The following is a 26,798-nucleotide window of genomic DNA, read 5'->3' as shown; positions in this document are numbered from 1 at the left end:
TTAACTCCTTTCTCGAACGGGGCCCGAAGCCTCGACGGCAGCTTGGATCTGAGCGAAGTAGGGGGCAAAGTACGCCGCATCGGGGTCCGGCCAGGAAAAGCCCTTCTCCTGCAGCGCGGCGCACGTAGCCGCCGCCGACGCCTCGGTAGGCTGGGCGGCGGGGCGCTCGACAACATCCCGAACAATGCCGAACAAACTTTTGAACTCGTTGTTCAGGCGCCCGGAAACGCACCGGGCAAACGCCTCGTCCGACACCGGCTCAACAGGATGGCCGCAACGCCGCAAAAGCGCCGCAAGCGCCTTGACGTCGATCCGCCGATCGCTGCACACGTGCGCGACGCAATGCGAATCATGCGTTGCCAACAGCACGATGGAACGCGCGCATGAGTCGACGGGCGTCATCTCGAACCGTTCGACCAGGCTTTCAGGATAGCATCCCAAGCGGGCGTAAGCGGCAAGGCGCATCGCGAAGGCGTTGCGATGGACATCGCGCTGAAACACCCCGTCACGAGCGCGGCCCGTCAGATTCCCCACGCGAAACACGCGGCCCGCAACGCCCTTCGCGAAAGCGTCGAGCACGACGGCCTCAGCCCGGTACTTGCTTCGAGCGTACTCGTTGAAATCAACGTCTTGCCCGACGTCGAACGATCGCTCGTCGAACAGCGCACCGCCCCTGCCGGCCACGCTCATCGTGGACACATGCATGAACTGCGCTTCCAGCATAGCGGCCAGTTCCAGCATGCGACGCGTGCCCTCGACGTTGACGCGCTCGTACTCCTCGCGCCGGCCAACGTGGTCGGTGATGGCCGCGCAGTGGAACACCGCGTCGATCGAACCAAGCGACGCGGCCAAACCGCGAGCGTCATGGGACACGTCGCCGCGCACGGCGCGAACCGCGGGGGCAAAGTCCATCCCGTAAGCTGCCAGCGCATGATCGAGGCGCACCTGCGCCTCGACGTCGTCGGCGGCGCGCACCAGGCAAAGCACCTCCCCCGCGCCCGCAGCCAAAAGCTCCGCCACCACATGGGCGCCCAGAAATCCCGTTGCTCCCGTTACGAGCACACGGTCAAGGGAGCATGCGGCAACGGGCTTTTCGCAAGCCGCTGCCGCATTGCGCGCAACCGATGCCGCCGCTTCGCTTCGATCGGCCAAACGACGATCCGATGCGCTTCCGCCCGTTTTCTGCTGGCGCTTGGAAACACCCTTCGCGCCGGGCATGTGCGCACGTGCGAGCAGATCCCCGATGGTCGCGGCATCGTAGAAATCCTGCGTGCGCAGCGTCCACCCGTGCGGGGCGAGCCGCGCTTGGATGGAGATGACCGCCAAGGAGTCGCCTCCCAAATCGAACACGTTGTCGGCCAGGCCGATGCCCCGCACTCCCAAGACGTGCTCGATCGCGCGCAGAAGCCGTCGCTCCTCGGCCGAGCATGCCCGCTTCGCAGGCGTGCCGGAAGGCGCGGACGTCGTCGCGCAGCCGCTGGCATCTGGATCGGGAAGGCGCCCGCGGTCCACCTTGCCGTTTGCCGTTTCGGGGAGCGCCTCAAGGCAAACGAAGCGCGCGGGCACCAAAAACGAAGGGAGCTGCGCCGCAAGCGCAGACCGCAGCTGCGAAACCTCATGCGGCTCGGACGCCGTGTAGTACGCAACCAGCTGCTTGCGCTCGCCCGCCCCGCGCGCCACCACCACCGCTTCGGCAATGCCGTCAAGAGCGCAGAGAGCCGCCTCGATCTCACCGGGTTCGATGCGCAAACCGCGCACCTTCACCTGGTGATCGACGCGACCCGCAATGAACAGCTCGCCGTGCTCGTCGAACCGGCACACGTCTCCCGACCGGTACATAACGCCTCCCTCGTGAAACGGATCGGGAAGAAAGCGCGACTCGTTCAGATCGGGACGGCCGATGTAGCCCGGCGACACCCCTGCTCCGGCAATGTAGGCTTCCCCGTACGTTCCCACGGGAACGGGGCGCAGCGCCTCGTCGAGCACGTAGACGCGCGTGTTCGCGATAGGTCGCCCGATGCTCACGTACGAGCAGTCGGTCATATCCTGAAACGAGGTGTACACGGTCACCTCGGTCGGGCCGTACCCGTTCTTGAGACGCGCGCCGGGCATGATGCGCTTGCACGTTCGAACCAACGGAAGCGGCGGCTTCTCTCCCGCCAGAACCACGGTCGAAAGCCGTGAAGCGGCTTGGACGAATGCTTGGTCACGCACCATGATTTGCATGCGCGAGGGCGTCGCCTGCAGAAAATCGACCCGTTCGCGCTCGATGAGGCCGGCAAGCAGCCGAGGCTGCCGAAGCTCCTCTTCGTCGGCGAGCACGGTACGGCAGCCGTACGTCAAGGGAAGCAGCGCATCCGCAACGAAAATGTCGAACGACATCGTAGTCACCGAAACTGCGGTCCATGCAGGACGGTAGCCGATGCACGAAGCCATAGCGTCCCGCAGGTTCGCCACGCCCGCGCGCGTGAGGAGGCTCCCCTTCGGCACGCCGGTCGAACCGCTTGTGTAGATGACGTACGCAGGATCGTCCGGCTTCGCCCCGGAGCACCTGCGCATACGCTCGCCGCGAGCCCGCGCCGAGTCCAGCGATGCCCGCGCAAGAAGCGCGTCCTCGACGATTACCGTTGCAACGCCGGTCGGGATTTCCGGGCAGTCGTCACGCGTCTGGCCATCGACCAGCACAAGGCGCGCCCCGCTATCGGCCAGCATGAGCGCCTTGCGGTCGGCCGGATACGTCGGGTCGACGGGAACGTAAGCAGCGCCCGCCTTCATGACGCCGAACAGAGCCGGGAGCAACGCCGCGCTGCGCCGCATCATGACGGCCACCAAGGATCCGGGTCCCGCTCCTGCTTCGGCAAGAGCGCATGCGATGCAATCGGCCTGCCGATCCAGCTCGGAAAACGTCAACCGACCGTCCACGGCCACAACGGCTTCGTCGCACGGCCGCCGATCGGCAAGGTCTTCCACCCACGCGCAGAGCGGCCGGTTGCGAACAGGCATCTCGTCTCCCGCAAACCCGCTTGTCACCAGCTGATACTCTTCCACGGGCAGCACGCTTGCGCGCGCGATGCCCTCGTCGGGAGCTTCGAACAGCGTTGCTGCGGTATGAGTGAAGCGATCGAGCATGCGCCGCGCTGCCGCAGCGGAAAACAGATTTCGATCGTACTCCAATCTGCATGTCAGGCCGTCCGCTGCTTCGTAGACGAACAGCGTCACATCGAGCTTCGCCGTTGCAACGTCCACGAACCGAGGCGTTGCGGATACGCCTTCAAGCGTCAAGCTCACCTGGTCTTTCCCGAACACGAGCATCGCGTCGAACAAGGGGTTGCGACCGCGCTGGCGCGCAGCGCCCACGTCGGCCACGATGCGCTCGAACGGATAATCCTGATGGGAAAGGGCTTCGCTCAAAGCGCGATGCACCGCGTCGAAGCATGCACGGACGGTCTGTCCGTCCGAAAACGCGCACCGCACCGGAACCGTGTTGATGAAAGCGCCCGCCGTATGCTGCATCGCAGGTTGCATCCTGTTTTCTACGGGCATGCCGATCACCACCTCGTCTTGCAAGGCAGTACGGGAAAGCACCAGCCCGAACACGGTCATGAGCGCCGTGGCCACCGTAGCCTTCCGAGACCGCACAAGGGCGTGCAGCGGCGCGAGCGCGCTCGCGGCAATGCGCGCCTCGCATGCTGCGCCCTTCCGTTCGTTCGTCCGAGGGCGCTCGGTGGGCAGCGACAGTACGGGGAGGTTGCCGGAAAGCCGTTCGCGCCAATACGCCGCATGCCGCTCCGAAGCGTCCGAAGCAAGGCGCCCCTCCAACCAAACGGCGCAGTCCTTGTAATCGACGGCAAGCGGAGGCAATGCGTCTTCATGGTACAAAGCGGCGAAGTCGTCGAGCACGATTCGAAGCCCCGCCTGGTCGCAAACGGCATGATGGAAGTCGAACAGCAGCGCATGCCGCCGAGGCGTTCGAATGGAGACAAGCCGCATGAGCGGAGCGCTTGAGACGTCGAAGGGCCGAACGCGCCGCTTCGCGCATGCCGCGATGCGGGAATCGGCGCACGCAACCGACTCGTACGGCACCTCGACCGAACGGTGAACCCGCTGCACGATCGCGCCGTCGCGCACATGCAGCGACGTGCGCAGAACAGCATGCCGAGCGAGCAGCCTCTCCAAGGCAACCTTGAGCCGGTCCTCATCGAGCAAGCCTTCGAACACGAACAGCGCCGGCACGTTGTAAGCAACGGAGTCAGGAGCCTCGTTCGCCGCCAAAACCATGCGCTGCTGCGTTGACGTGGCCGGATAGTAACGGCGCGCCGCCACGGGCTTCACCGGCTTGCAGTAGCTGGCCTCCGCCCGGTCAACAAGCGCAGCGCAGGCGGCAAGCGTCGGGTCGCGGTACACGTCCGCCAAATCGATGTTCGCATCGAAGACCTCGGCCACTTCGGCTATCATGCGCACGATGGACAGCGAGTCCCCGCCGATTTCGAAAAAGTGATCGTCGGGGCGAACGCAACGCACCCCCAAGACGCTCTCCCACAACTCCGCGAGCTTGCGCTGGGTGTCGGTTTCAAACGAGCACGTACCCACCGTTTCCCGATGAGGCTCGGGGAGGCGACGTACGTCAAGCTTTTCGCTTGCCGTAAGAGGAAGCTCGTCAAGCTCCATGAAGCATGAAGGAACCATGTAAAACGGCAGCGATTCGGACAGGTGCGCCTTCATCCGTGCAGCAGGCGGCACGCAATCCCCCGCCACGTACGCGCACAGCGACTTGCGCCCGTCCGGCTCATCGTGCGCCACCACCGCCGCCGAGCGGATCCCCTCCAACTGCAACAACCTGTTCTGGATCTCTCCCAGCTCAACGCGGTATCCGCGAATCTTCACCTGACGGTCGATGCGTCCGAGAAACTGAATTTCGCCAAGCGGATACCAGCGGCCCACGTCGCCCGTGCGGTAAAGACGCTCCCCCTTCACGAAGGGAGACGGCACGAAGCGCTCGGCCGTCAACTCGGCACGCGCAACGTATCCCCTGCTCACGCCAGCGCCTCCAACGTACAGCTCGCCTGGAACGCCAATCGGAACCGGATTGAGGTGCGGGTCCAGAATGTAAACGCGCACGCCGTTCATGGGGCGGCCGATGTTGACGTCGGCACGGCCGGTCACGTCGCAGCACGTGGCCGCGATGGTCACCTCGGTAGGACCGTAGAAGTTCGTGATGCACGACGACGTAACCTGCTGGATGCGCCGCAGCAGCTCGGGCGGGAGCACGTCGGCCCCCAATCCGATTTCCCGGACCCCTCGCAGCGCATGAGCGCCCGCTTGGGCCGAAAGAATCATCTCCATGCGCCCCGGCGTGACCATCATAAGGTCCACGCGCTCCTTTCCCATCAGCGCGCACAGATCGTCGGGGTAATCGGCCTGTCGGTCGTCGGCAACCACAAGCGTACGGTTCGAGAACAGGCCGATAGCCGCTTCCATGATGTTGATGTCGAACGACACCGGGCCCACGCACAGCATCCTGCCGCCGGGAGTGCGACCCCACACCGCGCGCATCGACAACACGAAATGGGCTATCTGCGCATGCTCGACCACCACGCCCTTCGGCGTGCCGGTCGAACCCGACGTGTAGATAAGGTAGGCTGCCTGGCCGGGATCGGGAAAGCGCCGTGCAGCGCAGATCCCCTCTGCGGCAGCGCTTTCCGAACAACGGTCCTTCCCCGCAGCCGCCTCCGATCGCACGCAGGAAACGCGCCGCACAAGCTCCTCGGCGCGCAACGAGGCGACCGGGACCGACAGGAGCGCCCCCTTCTGCCGCTCCTCCAAATCCCCTGGTCCGACCAGCGCAAACCGCGCGCCCGACTCGTTCAGCATGTAACGGACGCGCTCCTCGGGAAGCGAGGGGTCGATGGGCATGAACGCCGCACCCGCCTTGAGGGCGCCCAGCATGGCCGCATAGTAGACGTCGCTTCGCGGCAAGGCAAGCGCAACCACATCGCCCGGCGCAACCCCCGCATTCGCCAGCACGTCGCCAACCTCGTCGGAGGCCCGATCCAGCTCGGCCGCCGTCCAGCTTCGGTCGCGATAGGTCAACGCCGATTCGCAAGGACCCTCGGCAACGCGGCGCTTCCACAAGCTGACCAGGTCGGTTCGCTCGAAGCCGTCATCGGTGTCGTTGAACCGGTACAGCACCTTGTCTCGCTCTTCTGCAGAAACCATGGCAAGTTCGAAGAGCCGCTTTTCGGGATGAGCAACGGCATCGGCTACGATGTTGCACAAATGCTCGTGGATGAAATCAACTTCCTTTGCCGCGAACAGGGGCGAGAGGTAATCGTAATCCAGCACGAAACGCCCGTTGTTCTCGCGATCGTTCCAGTGAACGTTGAGCGAGGACGCCTGATGCCCGCTGAAATGCCAACGGCCTTCGTAGGAGAAGCGGCGCTTCTTCGTTTCGAACGTCCCCACCTGGTACGACAAAGAGATATCGTACAGCTGATCGACGTCGGGGCGGTTTTCGCGGATCTTCTCAATGAGCACGTCGTACGGATACCGCTGATGCTTGAGAACGGAGAACCATTCGTTGGACACTCCTTCGGCGAAATTAAGAAACGTCCGTTCGTTGTCGACCGCCACCCGCACGGGCACCGTGCTCACGTACATGCCGAAGCGCTCGCTGGACCCCGCAAAGGTGCGATTCGATACGGGAGCGCTTATGACCAGGTCTTCTTTCCCCAACACGCGATTCAAGTACACGGAAAACGCAGACAGCAGCAACGCGAACACCGACACGCGATGCTCTTTGCAAAAGTCCCGCACCGCCGTGGAAAGCTCGGCCGAAAGCACGCACGCCTTGCGCTTCGCTTTCGTTGCGAAGCAGTCCGACGTTCGCGGCTTGAGCAACGTGGCATCTGGAAAGTCCGAAAACCGTCTGAGCCAGTACGCCTCGTCGTAAGCGAATCGCTTGGACTCCCGATAGAGACGCTCCTCCTCGACGTAATCGAGGTACGAGATTGCGGGCCGAGGCACGGGGTCCTCCCCGCACAAAAGCATGTCGTACCAATCCATGACCTCGTTTGCGAACACCACGAACGACACGCCGTCGGAAATGATGTGGTGCATTTTCGCGTACAGGTACCCCTCGTCAGGAGCGGTTTTCGCCAAAGCGAAGTAATAGAGGGGGCTGTCGATCAGCGACATGGGAGCCTGCGTTTGACGAACATCCCACTCGTACAGCCCCTTCACGCCCGCAGAGCTGAAATCAAGTCGGTCGACATGCACGGGCCGATACGCGGCCACGTACTGCATGGGCTGGCCGTCGACAAGGCAAATGCGCAGGCGAAGAGACTCGTTCGCCTCCAGAAACAGCTGAATGGCCTTATCCAGCAAATCGAAATCAAGGTGCCCGCGAATCTTGAGCGTACCGGCGTTGTTCCACATGCTGGTTCCCGGATGCGATTGCTCGACATGCCAAATGCGGCTTTGCGGATGAGTCAACGGATACCGACCTGCCATAAGGGACGCTCCTTCGTTTTCGCTTGCGCGCACCGTCGCATCGGGCGACGGCAATGCACTCTGGGTATCCTCGTTTTGCTTCACGATTGCAGCCCTTCCCTTTCGGCAAAAGCAAGCAGCTCCTCGATCTGCACGATTCGGGGAAACGCCCGCACCGGGGCGGGCTTGGGCAGCGCAGCGCACACGGAAGCCGAATACCCTGCAGGAACATCGACCGCGCAGGCCGACACGCCCTCCGGAAGAACAAGGTCGGCCCTTCCAAGACCCGCAATCCCAACCCCCCACCACTTCAACTCGCTTTCCATGCGAGCCCAGTAATCGCAGAACAGCGTTGTTCCGTCGGAAGACCCCAACCACGTTTCGAACGAGGCCGCGTCCATGACCTTGCGCGCAAGCCGCTCGTCCGCCTGACGCTGCTGCTGGATATCCACGCCGATGGGAGCATCATCGATCCCAACCAGGGCGTATGATCCGGAATGGCTCACGCTGAATTCGACCGAGCCGCCAACGTAACGTACGAAGGGCTTGCCGTTGTCGTCCTCGAAACGGTCGACGGCGCGCAAGTCTACACCGCGCTTTTCGCACAGCGCCCATGCGAGCAGAACCTCGACGAGCGCCATGCCCGCGCGCTGCTGCGCAACGCGGCAGCGCTCCATGCGGACGCGCTTCGCTGGCGTCGCGAAGGGAAGCGCCGCTTCGACGAGCGATCGCTCGTCAGCGGCGGGCACGGATGCAAGGTACAGGTCCACGGCGCTTCGGCCTACGCCTCGATCGCTTCCAGATAGCGCACGATGTCCTCGACCGTCACGAACTGGCGAATGTCTTTTTCCGGTATCTCCCGATCGAATTCCATCTCGAACGCGCACACCAGCTCCACCAACTCAAGCGAGTTGATGCCCAGGTCGCTCAGCACATCGGTATCAAGCGTGATCTCCAGGTCATCGCGCTGGATGTAGCCTTGGATAATGCTTCGAACACGATCAAACATGCGTCATTCCCTTCGTATCGTCAACAAGCAGAAACCGCTTGACCTTGCGCGTTGTCGTTTTCTCGAACGGTTCGGTGCGCACCGCGAACGTTGCTATGCGCTTGTAAAACGCCAGTCCCCTGTTGACGCGCCTGATATCGGCGCGCACCCGATCCCGGGCAGCCGCCGCAGCTTCCGGAGATTTCGCATCCAGCCCGATAGCTTCGAAGTCCGGGTAGACGTGCGCCGCCAAGTACTCGGAACCGTTGCCCCTTCCAGGCGCGCCGACGACCACCGCTTCGGCTACGGAATCGCACGCCGTCAAAGCGCGTTCGATCTCCTGGGGCATAACGTTCTTGCCGTTGTTCAGCACGATAACGTCTTTGCACCGCCCTGTAATATGCAGAAACCCATCCGCATCCAAATGACCCAGATCGCCCGTTGGGAACCAGCCATCGACCAGCGTTTCAGCTTCTTCATCCAAGTACCCTGCCATAACCGACGGCCCGTTGACCCAAATTTGCCCGTCCTCGTCGAACCGCACGCGCGCGCACGAGACCACGCGGCCAACGGAATCGTCTTTGAACTCGTTGTTGCGGTTGACCGAAACAATGGGGGAACATTCGGAAATGCCGTACCCTTGAATGAGGTTGATGCCAAGAGAGCGGTAAAACGGCGCATAAGCCGGATCGAGCGGCGCGCCTCCGCAGATAACGAGCCGCAGGCGGCCGCCGAACGCCCCCCGGGGCTGCGCGAGCAGCTTGTCCGAAACATCGACGCCAACACGCCGAAGCAGCGAGCTTGCTTTGCAGGCGAAGGCAAGCTGCCGTTCGCGGCCTCCCTCTTTTGCAGCACGAAGGATCTTGCTCCTGAACGTTTCGACGTACAGGGGAACCAGGCACAAAATGGTGGGCTTGAACGCATCGAGGCATTTCGGCAACATTTTCAAACCGGAGCAGAACCCCACGGTGCACCCATAGTACAACGGGCAGAAGATGCCCGCCATGTCCTCGTAAGCGTGATGGACGGGAAGAACGGAGACCAGCGTATCCTGCGGGCCGAAAAGCACCAGCTCGCATGCTCCTTTTATATTGGATGCAAAGTTTCGATGACTCAGCAAAACGCCCTTGCTCACGCCGGTGGTCCCCGACGTGAACAGAATGGAGCACACGGCATCCGGGTCCAGCTCGACCCGCGCGTACCGATCGTTGCCGAGCGCGATCTGCTCTCGCCCGCAAGAAAGCAGTTCGCACGCCAATTCGCCCGCAGCCAGCGACCCCATGTCAAAAAGCTCCACCTCAAGCCCGCAGCGCTCCTTCAACGCATCGGCCGCGCGGCGCGCCTCGGGTGCGTACGATGCGGTATGGCACAGCGCATCAACGTTCGCCCTTGCCATTTGATCGACGACCTCGGAACAGGACAGTTCTTTGTCGAAAGGAACCACCGTCATCCCGCTATTGACCACGGCGAAGTACGCCAAAACCCATGCGTAAGAGTTTTCCCCGATGAGCGCGATGCGCTTGCCGGCGTACCCCCGTTCCAAAAACGCGGTTCCCAGAACGCGCACATCTTCCAAAAGGCGAGCATAGCTCACTTCGTGCAGTTCCGAAGAACGCGACAACTCGGCACATGCGGTTTTATCCGAAAAGAGCCGCGCGCTGCGTTCGAGCAGATGACGCAGATCGGAAAGTTCCTCGATGTCGTTAAGCCGATAGCTCCTCATGCGCGAATCACAACCATTCTACTTGCAATTAAACATTCAAAAGCCTGCCAGGCCCTGCAAGCAAGAGAGGCGTCGACCCAACTTGCACCGCAGGACTCACGCGGTCGAACCATGATCAAACGACGATGTCGCGTAAGCTAAGAAACAGCCCCTCCAGAAACTTTGCCGGAAGGGCTGTCGATGCGAGCGCGACCAGAAGGGCGGCTTTAAGCCGCAGCTTCGAACGTGGTCAAAATAGCGGCCAATTCTTCGGGCGTTTCAAACGGCTTTTCCTCGCCGGTGGCCGCAACGACCACCTCGCCCGACCATATCCGTTGAACAGACGCGGAGGAGCCCGGTGAAGTCTGAGCAGATTCCGTCGGTTGGTCCTTTACGGCCTCGGGGCTTTCTTCCGTCTTGAAATCCTTCGTACGGACGAAGTACTTTGCTTGGAACTTGTCCTGGTCGGGAAAATCCTCCCGCGTGAAGTCGTATTTCAGGTTCTCGACGATGGAGGCGATCGCATCCTGCATGGATGCGCCCTCCATGAAGCTCATGAGCCCTTTTTCGCTGTTGAACGTAGAGCCGTCGCCCACGTACACCGTGCGAATGCGCTGGCGACGAACCTGCTCCATCTTCACGATAACGAGGATAGCCGCTGCGATAACCACCCACCACACGATGGAAAGCACCAGGTCGAGCGGATCGTCGACCCTGTTGAAGCCTAAGAAATACCACAGCCACAACAAGAACGCCGAGATTGCCGCAAGCAGGGCGAAGATGATGACGTTGCTCTTTTTCATGCTGATCCTTCCTTCCCTATTCGCTCAGTCCGGCGGCCATGGCGGCACCCGCAGGGGCGCCCTTGGGGATGTTCACCTGCGCGGCGCCGTCGTCGGAATTCGAAGGGGCGCCGGGAGCGGGGTTGCCGCCCCCGGTCAGGTTGTCTTCGTACTGCTTGAGCTTGCGCGAGAACAAGCCGCGGCGCAGCGCCACGCAAGCGGAGTAGATAGCCGTCACGATGATGCCCAGGATGATGTAGAAATGCACCCAGCACGAAGCGTGATCGTGGTTTGCAAGAGGAGTCTGGTTGTCGGAGATCTCCGCTTCACGTTGGGCAAGGGGCGTCTCGTTGTCGCCGATCACGGCCTCCGCGGCACTTTGCAGCGCATCAACGATGGGCGCGACAATGGGTGCCAGGGGGCTATCCGGCGGAACCGTGCCCGGGTCGGGCAGCGGCGTAGGCGTGGGGGTGGGCTCGACCGGCGTCGGAGGCGTGGGCGGAACCGGCGGTGCGGTGATGGTGAAGGTGCCGTTGACCACGGAAACCGCGTAGTTCGGATTCTGCGTGAACAGAGCGGTCAGAGCGCCTTGGTACACGCCCACAGCCTCTTCGCCACCGGGGCGGACGTAGGTCACGTCGCCCAGGTCGCCCTCGGCCACCAAACCCGCGACCGTGCCGGTGAAGGTCGGGTCGGCGGCACCCGCAACCTTGGAAGCGTCGGCAACCGTGATGGTAACGGGCGCGGGGGTGATGACAACGGTCGCGCTCACCGGAGCCGTTTCCTGGTACCCCGGATGCGTGGCCTTCACGTACACCGTGTACGTTCCAGCATCCGTGAACGACGGGTTGCTCTCGGACCAGGTTGCCCCGTTGTCCACCGAATACAGCAGCGTAGAGCCTTCGACGTCAGCCGCGGCCGCAACGGACACGGGCTGCGCGTCGTAGACCTTCGTCAAGCCCTCGGCATCGGAGGTAATGCGAACGATGTTGCCCTCTGCAGGCTCGATGGAGAAGTTGCCCGGCTCCACCGTATAGGTGTAGTTGCCGTTGAGGTTATCGACCGTAGCGGTAAGGACGCCCGCATAGGATCCGACGGCTTCGTCGTTGTTGGTACGGCTGTAGACCACATCGCCCAGCGAATCGGAACCGATCAGCCCTTCAACCGCGCCCGTGAAGGCGGGATCGAGCTCCCCGTACTTCTTGGACGAGTCGTTGACCTTGATAGTGGCGGGTGCGGGGGCGATCCTGGCGGTCACGGGATCGCTGGTCCACGCCTGGGTCCCGCGGATCACCTTCACGGTAACTTCAGCGGAATCCGCCACATTGACGAACTCGTTGGCGGCAAGCTGCGTGTCGCCAACCCAGTATTCGATTGCGTCCCCAGGCAAGACAACACCATGCAGCAACACCTTATGCGGAACTCCGTCGTAGGTGACGTCGAAACCGCTTGCACTGAGGGACGAGAAGTCAGGGACGTAGTTGACGGTATAAATCGACCCGGACTCAACTCGCACGCCGGCCTCAGGATAGACAGGGTTGGCCTCGTCGAGCTTGTAGCCCTTGTACTTGTCGGCCGGGGCGGGGATGCCGCCTTCAGCGACGACGATCATCGCCGGGTCGTCGTTGACCCATGCGGTGCCGTCGATTTTGATGGTATCGCTGCTTTGCAGCTGGCCCTCAATGGTGTACTGAACGGTGTAGGAGGTGGGCTGGGTCTGGGCGTCGTCCTTGACGTACTTGACCTGGATGACGGTGCCCGAGTTCACCTTGTCCCCCGCCTGGGGCAGCGCCTCGGGGCTCGTGGAGGCGAGCCTGTAGCCCCGGTACTTGTCGCCCGCGGCGTCGATGGTCGCCTTGATCGCGATCTGCGCCGGGTCGTCGTTGACCCATGCGGTCGCGTGCTCGGTGTACGAGTCGGCCTCCACCTTCACGCCGTCCTTGAAGTACTCGACCGTGTAGAGGGTGTCCTGGGTCTGCCCGTCGTCCTTGACGTAGGCGAGCGTGATGGTGGTGCCGCTCGCGACGGAGGCCCCGCCCTCGATGGCGGGCGTGATCGAGGCGAACTTGTAGCCCTCGTAGGTCTTGGGCGCGATGGTGTCCCCCGCCACCACGATGCTGGGATGCTCGTCGTTGACCCAGGCGGTCCCCGCGTAGGTGGCGCTATCCTGGGCCTGCTCCACGCCCTCGACGACGTGCTTGACGGTGTAGGAGGTGGGCTGGGTCTGGGCGTCGTCCTTGACGTACTTGACCTGGATGACGGTGCCCGAGTTCACCTTGTCCCCCGCCTGGGGCAGCGCCTCGGGGCTCGTGGAGGCGAGCCTGTAGCCCCGGTACTTGTCGCCCGCGGCGTCGATGGTCGCCTTGATCGCGATCTGCGCCGGGTCGTCGTTGACCCATGCGGTCGCGTGCTCGGTGTACGAGTCGGCCTCCACCTTCACGCCGTCCTTGAAGTACTCGACCGTGTAGAGGGTGTCCTGGGTCTGCCCGTCGTCCTTGACGTAGGCGAGCGTGATGGTGGTGCCGCTCGCGACGGAGGCCCCGCCCTCGATGGCGGGCGTGATCGAGGCGAACTTGTAGCCCTCGTAGGTCTTGGGCGCGATGGTGTCCCCCGCCACCACGATGCTGGGATGCTCGTCGTTGACCCAGGCGGTCCCCGCGTAGGTGGCGCTATCCTGGGCCTGCTCCACGCCCTCGACGACGTGCTTGACGGTGTAGGAGGTGGGCTGGGTCTGGGCGTCGTCCTTGACGCATACAGCCGTGAAGGTCACATTTTCCTGGCCCATCGTGTATTCATCGCCAGCCTGGTATGTTTTACCGTCGGAAAGTTTCCAATGATCGAAACGATAACCGATATCGGGAGTCACGGAAACATCCTGAACCTGCTTCACGGTAAAGCCGTCTCCGTTGTAATACAGCTGACTGTCAGTCCAGCCGGAGCCCGTGCTGTGCGCGCCCGCCTGGTAGGTAACCTTATGGGCTGCTTCGGCGCTCACGTGGTAGCGAATTTCGTCCCCAGCTTGAATGACGTAGGACGCCCAGCTGTTCTCGTTATCAAACGAGATCCAGCCGCCTTGCCCATCTTTGTGCGAGAGCCAAACTTCAAAACCTGCATACCGATCGGTCCCGCCATCCTGACGCATGAGCTCGTAAGCTCTTTCGGCGTACTCCTTGATCTGTTCGGCAGTATAGCCCTTTTCGTCAGACAAGGTTATTTCCTTTTCGTGCACGTTCTTGCCAGTTTGCGCCAAGCCCTCATCGGTCATCATGTAAGGGTTGGTATCGCCCTCGGCTTTGTAGAACCAAACAGAAACCTTGGCAGCGGCAACGAACTTGGCAACAAAGGTTGTGTCACCATAGATGTTATCGGCGTTCTTCTTTATATTGGCGGCAGCAACTTCAGAAGCAAGTCCGGCTTCGGCGCCATCTATCTTCCTATCGCCCTCATCATCGCGAACGTACCAGCCGTCGAACTTGTAACCAGACTCAGCCGTAGCCGTCGAGCCGGTCACGCCGGAGGTGCCGAGCACCTGAATGCCCTGGTTGCCAGCGGGATCGACCACGCCGTTCTCGGCAACGTAGCTCACCGTGTACGTCTGGGCTTCATCAACAGCGAAGCGAGCCCAGTAGCTTCCTCCGACATAAACGCCGTCCACTTTAGAGGGAACGAACTGCGCGTCGCGAGAAATCGGATTCCCCGACGCCTCCGCGTTGTCGTACCAGCCGTCGAACTTATACCCGGGATCAGGCGAAGCCGTCGAGCCAGAAGCAGCACCCGTCGCAGGAGCAATCGTTTCGGAAGCATTGCTTACCGACCCGCCCGTCAAAGCGGTATACGTGTAAGTTACCGGCTTGCTTTCCTTCCATTGAGCGTACAGCGTGGTGTTGCCCGTCAGCGAAAGAACTTCGCTGACGGAGTAAGACCTGCCCGAACCATCAGGTTTCGTGTTCCAAACCGCGAAAGAATACCCTGCCCTGTCAAACATACTGTCAGGCAGCGTTACATAATCGTTCTTTTCAGCCGTCCATGTTTCCGTAGCAGGGTTGCTCCCGTAGTTAGCATTGAAGACAAGGCTCACCGCCAAACTAGGATTCACGTAACGAGCAACGAGCTTTGTATCGCCGTTCATCTTGATAGTGTTCCCCGGATAGTACGTGCGACCAGATCCGTCAACCTGCCAACCGACGAATGTCTTGCCGGACGCAGAAAGCAGAGCGTCTTTTACAGGAGCCTTTACGCCAAGCGCGTAGCTGTTAGTATCGACAGGCACGCTTCCGAAACCGATCCCCTTGTCGTACGTCAAAGAAAACCCATCGGTTTTCCAGCGCCCGTACAAGGTCACATCACCGGATACAGGCGTCTCCCAGCTATAGGCAACCAGGCGATCGGTTCCCGGAAGATACCAGTACCATCCAAGAAACTCGCCCAGACCCTCATAGCCCTGACCCACAATGTACACCCCAGGATCTTTGATGTACTCGCCCTGAGCAATACCCTGCGTCTTTACCGGGGTCCCATCTCCCTCGTGCGTGTAGAACTTGGCGGAGTATTGGGAAGACTCCCATTTCGCATATAATTGGACGTTGCTGCCCGGCATAGTGGCTGTACCGAAATCGTAGGGCAGCATATAGTCGCTATCCAGATACCATCCCTTGAATACGTAATGTTCGCGAGTGGGGCCGTCAGGTTCGTGCTGAGCCATAGGAGCTTCGTACAAGACCGTTTCAGGGGAAACAAAGCTTCCGCCCATGGAGTTGAAAGACAAGGTGTATGCGTTGCGATCGTAATAGAAGTTATAAGTGTATATTGCTTGGGATCCAGAACCAACCCAACCGGATTGATCATAGCTCGAATGCTTGGAAAACCCGCCGATGGTCTTCGCGCTTAGGCTTCCGCTGTGAAGCAGCTCTTGCGTATATTCGTTAAGAGCGCTGTAGTATTTGCCGTTCGGCATTTGTTTCGCATCCGCAGGAAGATTAGAGGGATCCGCCACCTCAAGCCAGTAGTTTACCTGGCTTCGCGACACCGTGTTCCACGACGCTGTCGCCGTTATCACCTTATCGTTGTTGGCGCTCGCTATGATATCTTCGGTCATAGTAAAACGATGGCTCACGAACGTGCTGTAGCCGAAGCCGGTCCACCCGGCAAAGCCCTGATTCCGGTTGCTCCAAAACGTCGCATTCTTAGATGACACCCAAAGGCTTCCGATAGACTGCTCGTATTTTGCTGCAAACGAATACTTGCTGGAGTTCCAGCCTCCACTGTACAGAACACCGTCAAAGCTCATCCAACGAGAACTGCTACTGCCCAGATCGAATTGCACCGTATACAGCGTACGCTTGTAATACACGTTTATTACCGTGGAGCCCGTGCCGGAAATCTGGGTCGTATCGCCGAACGCGTAGTATCCGTACTTAGCCAGGTCGCTGTATTGATTGGGATTCAAAAGACCTGAAGCCCGCAAGCTATCGCCCGACACCGTGCTCCCCGCTTGAGCGCGCATGGTAACTTGCTGGCTAAACGAGTAATTGCTCGTATTCGTGCCGGCATCGCCGGCAATATTCGCATGCTCGAAGTTGTACACAAGCGTGTAATCGACGGTCGCGCCCTTCCATACGCCGTACAAGACCGTATCGGCCTTGATCTGCGTATCGAAGTTGAACGCCCCCGAGCTTCCATCCTCGCTCGTCGACCAATACTGGAAGTCGTACCCCTCGCGAGTCGGATCGTTGGGCTTGGGGACGGTGCCGCCATCGCGCACGATCGCAGAAGGCACAGCCGACCCCTTGGAAACGAAGTGCACATAGTGCGTATCGGCGAAGTGCGGAACGAGCGTGATATTGCCCGTCACCGGGGTATTGAAGTTGTAAGGCTTCCCGTCAAGATACCAGGCATCGAACTCCTGCCCAGAAGGGGCAACGGGAGTATGCTCGGGCTGCTTTGCCTTTTGATTGTTCGAGACCTCTTGCGTCTCGACAACCTTGCCCGCAGCATCCTGGAACAGAACGACCCATTTGTCGCTGAATTTGGCAACAAGCTCGATATCGGTCACAACGGGCGAGGCGAAATCAAAGCGATTGGAAGACAGCGAACCGTCCTCCATCTTTTGATACCAACCGAGAAACGCAACGTAACCTGCAGGAATGACAGGCGTCGCAGGCTCGGGGCACATTTCGCCCTCTACCACGTTTTTCGAAATGGGATCGTTTCCTTCAGCAGTGAACGTGACCGTATGCAACGCAGCGCTCACCGCATCGACGGCAAGAACGGGCGACAAATGGCTCAACGTCGCCCGAGTTCCATCGGAAACCTTCTCAACGTCTACTTTTTCAGACCCGAAATCCTACCGTTGAACTTAAATATATCTTCACCGAGTGGCGTCGTGCTCGCGCGTCCATTTGAAAAACGTGCTCCGAGCAACTCCAAGCCGACTCGCCGCCTCTTTGCTTCCAATCGCGCCCTCCCTCCACATCGAGTACACGTACCCGAAATCGCAAGGCAGCTGCTTCGGCGGCCTGCCGAAGCGCACGCCGCGAGCTCGAGCTGACGCTATCCCTTCCGCTTGGCGCTGCCTGATATTCTCGCGTTCGACTTGCGCCACGTACGAAAGGATCTGCAAAACGATGTCCGCGATAAACGTGCCCGTGACGTTTCGCTCGCTCGTTCGCGTATCGAGCAGCGGCATATCCATCACCACAACGTCCACATTCAGCTGCTTGGTCAAGAATCGCCATTGCTCGATGATCTCGTCATAGTTGCGACCCAAGCGATCGATGCTTTTGATCACCAGCGTATCGCCCGGCGCAAGAACGCCCGTCAAAGCCTGATAACCAGGCCGGTCGAAGTTCTTGCCGCTCATGCGGTCGGTGTACACGTTGGCGATAGGAACGGAGAAATCCGCCAACGCGTCAAGCTGCCTATCCAAATTCTGATCCTTGCTGGAAACTCTTGCATACCCATACATCACCACAACTGGTCTCCTTTCCGTTCGGAGAACGGCCGGCCCCTTCACCATGGCACAAAGCCACGCGTGACGCCCGCTCTCAGTTAAGCGATTGGCACTTGTTGCGCATTCGTCGGGAGCTCGTAGAGAAACCAAGGGAAACACGCCGGAGGAGCTCTTCGAACCTCAAAAAACGCAAAAGAGGTTGCAGGGCCTGTTCATCCCCGCAACCTCTTGTTCTCCGGCATACCCGAATCCGGTAGCGCACGCAGCCCTTGCTGCGGCCGCAATTGCAGTTGCAGCCGTCAAAGCCGCCGCGCAAAAGAGCCGATCACATGCAAGCAACCACCAGATCGCCCATCGCAACCGTGCCGACAACCTTGTTGGCAGGCGTGTCAAGTTGCCTGATATCGCCTGTGCGCCACCCCTCGTCAAGAACGCATGTCACACCACGATGGATGTCGTCGGCTGCTTCCTGCATGCCGAAGCTGTAGCGCAGCATCATCTCCACCGAAAGGATCTGCGCAAGCGGGTTCGCAACACCCTGACCTGCGATATCCGGCGCACTGCCGTGGCTGGGCTCGTAGAGCGCCGTGCCGTCGCCAAGGCTTGCACTGGCAAGCATCCCCAAAGAACCCGTAATCTGCGCCGCCTCGTCGGACAGGATGTCGCCGAACATGTTCTCGGTCACCACTACGTCGAAATCAGCCGGGCGGCTGATCAGCTGCATGGCCGCATTGTCTACCAGCAGGTCCTCAAGCTCCACGTCCGGATACTCGTCGGCGCCGATGCGATGCACGATTTCGCGCCACATGCGGCTCGTTTCCAGCACGTTCGCCTTGTCGACGCTCGTCACTTTGCCGCGGCGCCTTCGCGCGGCTTCGAACGCCTGGCGGGCGATGCGCTCCACTTCGTACTCGCGGTACTCCAGCGTATCGTAGGCGCGCTGGCCGAGAGCGCCCTGCGCTCCGCAGCCTTCCTCGTTGTAGAATCGCTCGCGCTTGCCAAAATACAAACCGCCCGTCAATTCGCGCACGATCATCATGTCCACGCCCTCCACGATTTCCGGTTTGAGCGTGGACGCCTCAGAAAGCGCGTCGAAAATCTGCACGGGACGCAGATTCGTATACAGGCCAAGCGCCTTGCGAATGCCTAAAAGACCCTGTTCGGGACGTGGTTTCTCAGGATCGGTCGTATCCCACTTCGGGCCGCCGACAGCCGCCAGCAACACGGCGTCGGAAGCTTCGGCTGCGCGCAGCGTCTCGTCGGGAAGCGCCGTTCCGCACGCATCGATAGCGCAGCCTCCGATAAGCGCCTCGGTATAGGAGAACGTCGTGCCGTACTTCGCGCCCACGGCATCGAGCACCTTGACGCCCTCGGCGATGATCTCCGGACCGATGCCGTCGCCCGGAAGCAGGCAGATGTTGTAGGTTTTGGTCATGGGTTTCCTTACGTTACAGGTCCGATAAAGTCAACGAGGCTTTTTGCGGCAGCGTCGAATTGTTCCGCCGTTCGCAAAACGGCGGAACGGCTTACTTGCCCAGTTTCGACTTAGTCCGGTTGATCAGGCCACCAGCTTCGATGATCTCGCGAATGAACGGCGGAAACGGCTGAGCCTGGAACACGTCGCCCGTGGTCTCGTTCGTGACAACGCCCGCATCGGCATCCACGCTCACCACGTCGCCTTGAGAAATGGCGTCCACCGCTTCGGGGCACTCCATGATGGCCAGCCCCGTGTTGATGGAGTTGCGGTAGAAGATGCGCGCAAAGCTCTTGGCGATGACCACGTCAACGCCCGCCGCCTTGATGGCGATGGGCGCATGCTCGCGGGAGCTTCCGCAACCGAAGTTCTCGTCGGCTACGATGATGTCGCCCGGCTTGACGCGCTCGACGAACGAGGCATCCAGATCCTCCAGGCAATGCTTCGCCAGCTCAACCGGATCAGACGTGGTCAGATGGCGAGCCGGAATGATAACGTCGGTATCGATATCGCGCCCGTAACGGTGCGCGGTTCCTTTGAAATGCATGGCAGCCTTCCTTTCCTAGTCCAGGTCTTCCGGCAGGCCGATATGACCCAGCACGGCGCTTGCCGCAGCAACGGCCGGCGAGGACAGGTACACCTCGCTGGTGGGGTCGCCCATGCGGCCGACGAAGTTGCGGTTGGTGGTAGCGATGGCGCGCTCGCCAGCGGCAAGAATGCCCATGTAACCGCCCAGGCACGGACCGCACGTAGGAGTGGATACGGCGCAGTTCGCGTCGAGGAACACGTCCATCAGGCCCTCTTCCATGCACTGACGGTACACCGCTTGCGTAGCCGGGATCACGATGCAGCGCACGTTGGGATGAATCTTTCGACCGCGCAGCACGTCGGCAGCTTGGCGCATGTCCACGATGCGACCGTTCGTGCAGCTTCCAATAACAGCCTGGTCGATGCGCACGTCGCGCGCTTCGGCAACCGGGCGCGTATTCGACGGCAAATGCGGGAACGCGACCGTCGGCTGAATGGACGCTGCGTCGATCCGGTAGACCTTCGCGTACTGCGCGTCCGGGTCGGAATGGTATTCAGTATAAGGACGCTCAACGCGGCCGTCCATGTAGGCGCGCGTCACGTCGTCAACCTCGATGAGGCCCGCCTTGCCGCCCGCCTCGATAGCCATGTTGGAAATGGACATGCGCTCGTCCATGCCCATGTTGGAAATGGCGCTGCCAGTGAACTCCATAGCTTGATACAAAGCGCCGTCTACGCCGATCATGCCGATGATATGCAAGATAACGTCCTTGCCGGTCACGCCGGGAGCAAGTTCGCCGTCGATCTTGAACAGCAGGCTTTCGGGCACCTTGAACCATGCCTTGCCGGTAGCGTATCCCACGCCCGCATCGGTGGAGCCTACGCCCGTGGCGAACGCGCCAAGTGCGCCGTACGTGCAAGTATGGCTGTCCGCACCGATGATAAGATCGCCCGCGCCCACAACGCCCTGTTCGGGCAGCAGCGCATGCTCGACGCCCATGCAGCCCACTTCGTAGTAATGGGTAATGCCCTGCTCGCGCGCGAAGTCACGGACGATCTTGGCCTGCTCGGCGCTTTTGATGTCCTTGTTAGGAACGTAATGATCGGGCACTAGGGCGATCTTCGTAGGATCGAACACCTTCTCAACGCCGATCTTGCGGAATTCCTTGACGGCGATAGGGGCCGTGACGTCGTTGGATAGCACGAGGTCGAGATCGCATTCGATCAGCTGACCTGGCTCCACTTCGTCGAGCCCCGCATGGGCGGCAAGGATTTTCTCCGCCATGGTCATGGGACGTGCCATGTTTCACTCCTTTGTATGCGGCGGTCTCGTCTGGACTCGCGTTCGAGCCGCGAGCAGATAGGGAATCGTTGCCCATTGTACCACTGGGATTTACCGGTAAAAAAGAAGAGCCCCAAAGGGCCCTTCAATGTGAAGCGATTTCCAGATAAAGCCGGCCAACTACCAAGATCCGTGGTAGTCGTAGCCGTAATAGCCGGCGGAGCCCATCGCTCCCGCAACGAGCGCCGTAACCATGCCGCCGATCATCAAACTCAGCAGGAAGCCGAGCACGATCCAGATAACGAAACCAATAATCGCAAACTTGAGCGCATCGTTTTTCACCTGCGCAACCTTGTCGGCGTTCACCAACCAGGCGATGATGATGCCCGGAATGCCCAGCAAAGCGCCCACTACCAGCCAGCCAAACTTCATGCCGCCGGTCAGCTGCATGAGCGGTGCAGGCGGATAGACGGGCTGCGGGACGTAAGGGGGCTGAACCTGAGGTTGGGGCTGGGACTGGCCCATCGGGGGCTGCTGCGGAGGGACCGGAGCTGTCGTCGGGGGCTGAGGAGCTGCCTGCTGCTCGGAAGCCTGCGGGGCCTCGGGAACAACCTGATCGTTCTTGTTCTCTTCGCTCATAATGAACCTGCTTTCCATCGGTGTACTTCGTTTTCGTCCATGCGATGCGGCTTTCTCAGACGTCTCGCATGGACGAAACGCGCGGCACGTCAATACCACCTGCCCCCAGTATAGAGGGCGCGCGCACCGCAAAAGAGCACCGTCAACGAATCGAAACCCAAATACATCGGATGGTGTAGCTTGAAAAAAGGAGACGAAGCGGGCGCTCCATGCTCTGCACGCAAAAAAGACCCTCCGCCGAAGGTCTTTGAGAGCATTTCGAAAGCAAGGAAAACCCAGAAGGCAGTCGCGTTTACGAAAGCGCCGTGCACAGCGCGTCGAGCAAGGCGATCGCAAAGTGCTGGGCGGATCGACCGACTCCAGCATCCTCCCACATGGTGCCGGGCAGCTCAATGGCAATGCGCGAAGGAGCGGACGAATCGGCAACCCCGATGGCCGTCTCCAAACGAAGCGACAAGGTGCCTTCGTCGTCAAAGCTCACGCGAGGAACGTTCTCGGTAACCTCGTCAGGTAAAACAATATGAACAAGCAGCATGTTGTCATCAGGGGCAACCAGCAGCGAATCAGCGCTCATGATCTTGGACGCAGGGTTGGTTGCCAACGCCAAGTTCGACATGCGCGAAGCCACGCTGCGCGTGAACTCCTGCGTTCCGAACAGGCAAAGCGCGTTGTGCTCCAGCACGTCGGCAGCACGCGCGAAGCCCAGGTGATTGGAGCCATGAACCGCTTCCTTGCCCTCCCAGGAGTGATGAAGATTGCGAATGGCAGCATACGTGTACGCCCCGGCGATTCCATCGGAAGGCAATCCCATGTTCAGCTGGAACTTGCGAAGGGCCAGCTCCGTGAACGCGCCGAAAATCCCATCGGTCGCGCCGCAGGCGAACCCGAGCGCGCCCAGCGCCCGCTGAAGCTCCAAAACGTCATGCCCGTGAAAATGAGGCATGCGCAGATACAGCGTACGATCGCCGAGCGTGAACGAGGCGTCGACCAAAGCCGCCCACACGCGATCGTCGATCTCGTCGGTCACGGGAATGTTCCGCTGCCCGCAGAACGCGCGAACGGCGGCGGCAGTCGCCTCGCCGAACGTTCCGTCAACGCCCGCAGGAGCCAGCAAGCCGATCGTCGCCAAACGCTGCTGCACGTCTTCGACGGCCGGACCGGTGTCATGTCGCTTAATGGTATCCATGGCTGCCATAGTAGCGTACCCCCGTCGAACAAACCCGGGATCCATATGATGTTCCACAAGAGGAACAGAGCAAAAGATCCAACGGGAAAGTCCGCCTCGCCCAAAGCCTCGCGCCCCGCCCGAACCCCAGCGAACCACGAGTCCGGAGCGGAAAGCGAGCAGGGCGACCGCTCGGTCGCCCTGCTCGAATCGCTCGTTCATCGAAATGAGACATTGACCCCGTCCCTTTGTCTCATTCCTTACCTTACTTCAGGCGATTGACGAACCAATCCGCCATGCCGACCAGCAGGTCGAGCGCCGTCGACGGCCGCACTAAATCGATCAGGCGATTCTTGGCGATGCCGGTCAGGTTTTCGGCGTAATTGCGCGCATAATCAATGCTGCCAGACTCCTCCATGATGGCCACGGCCTCGGCCAGCACCTTCGGATCTTTCTCCTTCGACGAAAGAATATCGATCAAGCGGTCGCGCTTTGGGGAATTCTGCAACGCATGAACCACCACAAGCGTGCGCTTGCCCTCGGTGATGTCGTTTCGGAAGTCCTTCTTCGTGCTTTCCTCGGACCCCACAAGGTTCAAAAGGTCGTCCTGGATCTGGAATGCAAGGCCCGTGTCCAAACCGTAGTTGCGCAGAGCCTCGATTTCAACCTCGGTACCGCCGCCAATGATGGCGCCGATAGCCAAGGGCACCGCACCCGAGTAATGCGCGGTCTTGTGCGTGGCCATGACCAAGTAATCCTCGGGCGTGATGTCGTAGCGACCGTCGCGCGCCCAGCCAATGTCAAGCGCCTGGCCCTCGATGGTTCGGCGCGTCATTTCGATAAGCTCGGAGATAACGCGCACCTTCATGGAGTCGTCGAGATTCGGATCGGAGATCACGGTCCCGTTCACCAGGGAAAGCGCGAGGTCGCCTGCGTTGATGGCCAAGCCGTAGCCCTCGGTCAAGTGCATGCACGGCTCGCCGCGCCGCAACTCCGCTTCGTCGGCGATGTCGTCGTGAATAAGCGCGGCCGTATGGAAATGCTCGATGGCAGCTGCGGCGCTCGTGGCGCGCGACATGTCTCCCCCGACGGCGCGACATGCAGCGAAGCATATGAGCGGCCGATGGCGCTTCCCCCCGTTTTTGCTGTACTCGATAAGAGGATCGTACAGGTAGCGATCCATATCGGGGTGCGAGTCCTTCGGAATATAGGCATTGACCAGGCTGCCGACATGATCGGCATAGACCGTCAAATACTCTTCGAACGACTCGGGGGTCTTTTCAACTGCGGCGATGATCTCGTTGATGTTGTCCATAGCGCTTTCTCTGTAGGCTTTGACAAATTTCGGAAATCTCATGGTATCACAAGAATTGAATATGGTTTCTCGACGGTTCCCCAGCGGTTCATTTTTTCGCTTTCTCCGCATATCCGCCAAAGATTATGCGAAATGGAACATAGCCGAAAGCATGAAGCCTCACCGAACGGGGCAGCGCCATGCATCAGGAACGCGAAATAGCCGAACGGCCACAGCCTCACACGGCTGCCGCACGCGCGTACAGTATGGTAGGAGCGGTGGGACTCGAACCCACAAGACCGAAGCCGGCGGATTTTAAGTCCGCTGCGTATGCCAATTCCGCCACGCTCCCCCGTTGCCGCGCATCGTCGATCAGCCCCAAACGCACAAGGCTTTTTTCGATGCGGTATATGGTAGCAAATTTTGAGCCGTATGACCGGATGAACTAGCGCGTTGCCGCATCCAGAATAATGCCGTGCAAGATATCCGACTCGCTTACCGTGAAAGAATCCATGCCCGCCGAATCAAGCACGCTCTGCAAGATGACCATCCCCGCCACGATCACGGGGGCGCGTCCGGGGTCCAGCCCCACGATCTGCTCGCGATCGGCAAGCGCAACGCTGCGAAGCTGTTCGTACACTTGGTCGAGCGCAGGACGGTCAACCAGCGCTTTGTGAACGCGAGCGGTATCGTAAACGCTCATGTGCTCGCGAATGGAAACCACCGTTGTAGCCGTTCCCGCCACCGCGACCAGCCGATCCGCATGAAAACCCGACGCCCTCAACTCTTCGAAAAACGAGGACATGCCCGAAGAAATCCACGCACGAGCGGCCTGCAACTCGGCGCAGCTTGGAGGATCGGAGGCCAAGAACTTTTCCGTCACGCGACGACATCCGATGTTGAACGAATGGGATTTCACGGGATCGCCGCCCGAAGGGCCTGCCACTATCTCGGTAGAGCCCCCGCCGATGTCGACGACCACAAGCTGCTCGCCGGGAAAATCGCACGAAGCCCCTTTGAACGAGAGCGACGCTTCCTTCTGCCCCGGAATAACCGACAGGGAAACGCCCAGCGCGGCAAGCATGTCTGCGAACTCCGCGGCGTTGCGCGCGTCACGCGCTGCCGACGTGGCCATAGTGGTCGCGCGCACGTGCGGATGATCGGGCGAGGCGAAGGAATCCAGCACCTCGCGATAGCCTTTCACGGCAGACGCCACCCGCTCCATGGCTTCAGGCTTCAGCACGCCCGAAGCGTCCACCCCTTCGCCGAGGTTCGTGATCTGGTATTCGCGATCCAGCTCGTGCAGTCGTCCCTGCTCGTCCACGTCCGCAACCAACATGCGGCACGTCACGGTTCCGATATCTATTGCCGCGTATCGGCCGGCATGCAGCGCACGCGAGCCGTCAACGTCTTTTTCCACGAAAGGCCTCCTACTTGACACCGAACAGCGCATCGAAAAACGGCGAGTACCAGGTATCGGGAGCCTCGATGCTGCCGGGGGTTATGTTGGCGCGAAACGTGCTGGCGTCCTCTTTCTCGATTTCAAGGCCGCGCACGGTAGCCGTTTCTTCGCCGTCTTTCACCCATCCGAACTGCTCATGAGCGCGCGCCTCCACGCCGGAATCGGTCTGAAGGGACGACACGTCGCTTTGCAGGGCCTCGTTGCGCTCTTCGAGAGCGGCATACTCAGCCTGCAAGCGATCGTTTTCACGAACCGCGTGATAGTACTGCTGGGCGGCCGGATACAGGAACACGCACGAAAGAACCAGGCACGCGGCAACCGCCGCCGTGGCTATGAACTTCGGAGACGACTTCAACGCCGCAACGGAGCCGAACGAAAAGCCGCGCTTCTTGGACGCACGGGGGCTCGACTCGTTCTGCATGCGCGCAGCCTGTCGATGCTTCGCGCCCATCTCGCCTTTGTACACGGCAGCGCGAGAGCCCGACGCTTCCCCGTCCGACCCCTGACGCGCGTCCCCGAACTGCTTGGCGAACGCCCGACCCGCCTTGTCCTTGGCGCGCTTCTTCTTGAAAGCGGCCATCCGGGACACGCGTTCGCCGCCGCGGTTCTCGGCGCGATCGCCATCGTCTCGATCCGCTTCGTCGCCGCGGCGCGAAACCGGACGATCCGCCGCTGCCGAACGGCTTGAAGCGCCGAACGGATCATCGGACAAGCGGGCATGGCGGCCGACCGAAGCCGGGCGAGACGACTCGACGCGCACGGCATCCCTTCCGCCGCGCGCAGAAACGCGGGGCTGTTCGAAACGCGAAGATGCAACGGCGCGCACCGTCGACACCGAAGCGCGCGACGAAGAGCCGCGGGCAGAAGTCTGCCTAAACGGCGATTCGAAGGTGGAAAGATCATCGGAGAACCGAGGGGGCATCGATGGCACGACCCTCGATGAGCGGTATGCGCCCACGTCGCGTTTTGCCTCATCGAACGAGAGAATATTCGCCTGCCTTGACACCTGGATTGCGCCCCTTTTGCATCGTGTTTCGTTGAATGG

The 26,798-nt window shown here is 60.8% G+C and carries 15 protein-coding genes and 1 tRNA gene; all 16 read right to left on the bottom strand.

Features of this window, described 5'->3' with window-relative positions:
- Positions 1–7,509: a non-ribosomal peptide synthetase gene (locus DMP08_RS00820; RefSeq protein WP_148042312.1), complete on the bottom strand. Its 7,509-nt coding sequence runs from the start codon at positions 7,507–7,509 to the stop codon at positions 1–3.
- An 80-nt stretch (positions 7,510–7,589) separates the two neighbouring features.
- Positions 7,590–8,258, bottom strand: a complete 669-nt coding sequence (locus tag DMP08_RS00815) for a 4'-phosphopantetheinyl transferase family protein (RefSeq protein ID WP_123191108.1) — start codon at positions 8,256–8,258, stop codon at positions 7,590–7,592.
- Between the two features lie 11 nt (positions 8,259–8,269).
- Positions 8,270–8,497 carry an acyl carrier protein gene (locus DMP08_RS00810; protein WP_114566527.1) on the bottom strand — a complete coding sequence of 76 codons (228 nt, stop codon included), beginning with the start codon at positions 8,495–8,497 and terminating at the stop codon, positions 8,270–8,272.
- A complete protein-coding gene (locus DMP08_RS00805; RefSeq protein ID WP_123191107.1) occupies positions 8,490–10,199 on the bottom strand; it encodes an AMP-dependent synthetase/ligase in 1,710 nt (569 codons plus the stop codon). Before DMP08_RS00805 ends, DMP08_RS00810 begins: the two co-directional genes overlap by 8 nt.
- A 206-nt stretch (positions 10,200–10,405) precedes the next feature.
- Positions 10,406–10,981, bottom strand: coding sequence for a hypothetical protein (locus tag DMP08_RS00800; protein WP_123191106.1), 576 nt, complete (start codon positions 10,979–10,981; stop codon positions 10,406–10,408).
- 16 nt (positions 10,982–10,997) lie between these two features.
- Positions 10,998–17,246 (bottom strand): InlB B-repeat-containing protein, encoded by a 6,249-nt coding sequence (locus DMP08_RS00795; protein WP_123191105.1) that lies wholly within the window; start codon positions 17,244–17,246, stop codon positions 10,998–11,000.
- An 81-nt stretch (positions 17,247–17,327) separates the two neighbouring features.
- On the bottom strand, positions 17,328–17,924 hold the full coding sequence (locus DMP08_RS00790) for a recombinase family protein (protein ID WP_123191210.1): 597 nt from the start codon (positions 17,922–17,924) through the stop codon (positions 17,328–17,330).
- A gap of 310 nt (positions 17,925–18,234) precedes the next feature.
- Positions 18,235–19,344, bottom strand: a complete 1,110-nt coding sequence (gene leuB / locus DMP08_RS00785; RefSeq protein WP_123191104.1) for a 3-isopropylmalate dehydrogenase — start codon at positions 19,342–19,344, stop codon at positions 18,235–18,237.
- A 91-nt stretch (positions 19,345–19,435) separates the two neighbouring features.
- On the bottom strand, positions 19,436–19,930 hold the full coding sequence (locus tag DMP08_RS00780) for a 3-isopropylmalate dehydratase small subunit (protein WP_123191103.1): 495 nt from the start codon (positions 19,928–19,930) through the stop codon (positions 19,436–19,438).
- Between the two features lie 15 nt (positions 19,931–19,945).
- Positions 19,946–21,214, bottom strand: a complete 1,269-nt coding sequence (leuC, locus tag DMP08_RS00775; protein ID WP_123191102.1) for a 3-isopropylmalate dehydratase large subunit — start codon at positions 21,212–21,214, stop codon at positions 19,946–19,948.
- A 159-nt stretch (positions 21,215–21,373) separates the two neighbouring features.
- Complete coding sequence (locus DMP08_RS00770; protein WP_123191209.1) at positions 21,374–21,832, bottom strand: spore coat protein SP96; 459 nt, start codon at positions 21,830–21,832, stop codon at positions 21,374–21,376.
- 292 nt (positions 21,833–22,124) lie between these two features.
- Positions 22,125–23,027: a peptidoglycan-binding domain-containing protein gene (locus DMP08_RS00765; RefSeq protein ID WP_123191208.1), complete on the bottom strand. Its 903-nt coding sequence runs from the start codon at positions 23,025–23,027 to the stop codon at positions 22,125–22,127.
- A gap of 235 nt (positions 23,028–23,262) precedes the next feature.
- Entirely contained in the window at positions 23,263–24,312 is a 1,050-nt protein-coding gene (locus DMP08_RS00760) for a polyprenyl synthetase family protein (protein ID WP_123191101.1), read from the bottom strand.
- A 246-nt stretch (positions 24,313–24,558) separates the two neighbouring features.
- Positions 24,559–24,643 (bottom strand) — tRNA-Leu (locus DMP08_RS00755).
- A 93-nt stretch (positions 24,644–24,736) separates the two neighbouring features.
- Positions 24,737–25,711 (bottom strand): Ppx/GppA phosphatase family protein, encoded by a 975-nt coding sequence (locus DMP08_RS00750; protein ID WP_244596711.1) that lies wholly within the window; start codon positions 25,709–25,711, stop codon positions 24,737–24,739.
- A 10-nt stretch (positions 25,712–25,721) separates the two neighbouring features.
- A complete protein-coding gene (locus DMP08_RS00745) occupies positions 25,722–26,513 on the bottom strand; it encodes an FtsB family cell division protein (protein WP_244596710.1) in 792 nt (263 codons plus the stop codon).
- Between the last annotated feature and the right edge of the window lie 285 nt (positions 26,514–26,798).

Source organism: Paraeggerthella hongkongensis (assembly GCF_003726035.1).
Classification (GTDB): Bacteria; Actinomycetota; Coriobacteriia; order Coriobacteriales; family Eggerthellaceae; genus Paraeggerthella; species Paraeggerthella hongkongensis.
Note: the sequence above shows the minus strand (reverse complement) of the source record. Positions and strands in the feature narration are given on the sequence as shown.

Bases quoted from the DNA above. Each gene is read 5' to 3' on its own strand.
- DMP08_RS00780 (WP_123191103.1), bottom strand. From the start codon at position 19,930: ATGCATTTCAAAGGAACCGCGCACCGTTACGGGCGCGATATCGATACC.
- DMP08_RS00790 (WP_123191210.1), bottom strand. From the start codon at position 17,924: ATGTATGGGTATGCAAGAGTTTCCAGCAAGGATCAGAATTTGGATAGG.
- DMP08_RS00760 (WP_123191101.1), bottom strand. From the start codon at position 24,312: ATGGACAACATCAACGAGATCATCGCCGCAGTTGAAAAGACCCCCGAG.
- DMP08_RS00770 (WP_123191209.1), bottom strand. From the start codon at position 21,832: ATGAGCGAAGAGAACAAGAACGATCAGGTTGTTCCCGAGGCCCCGCAG.
- DMP08_RS00820 (WP_148042312.1), bottom strand. From the start codon at position 7,509: ATGGCAGGTCGGTATCCGTTGACTCATCCGCAAAGCCGCATTTGGCAT.
- leuB (WP_123191104.1), bottom strand. From the start codon at position 19,344: ATGACCAAAACCTACAACATCTGCCTGCTTCCGGGCGACGGCATCGGT.
- leuC (WP_123191102.1), bottom strand. From the start codon at position 21,214: ATGGCACGTCCCATGACCATGGCGGAGAAAATCCTTGCCGCCCATGCG.
- DMP08_RS00805 (WP_123191107.1), bottom strand. From the start codon at position 10,199: ATGAGGAGCTATCGGCTTAACGACATCGAGGAACTTTCCGATCTGCGT.
- DMP08_RS00800 (WP_123191106.1), bottom strand. From the start codon at position 10,981: ATGAAAAAGAGCAACGTCATCATCTTCGCCCTGCTTGCGGCAATCTCG.
- DMP08_RS00810 (WP_114566527.1), bottom strand. From the start codon at position 8,497: ATGTTTGATCGTGTTCGAAGCATTATCCAAGGCTACATCCAGCGCGAT.
- DMP08_RS00765 (WP_123191208.1), bottom strand. From the start codon at position 23,027: ATGGCAGCCATGGATACCATTAAGCGACATGACACCGGTCCGGCCGTC.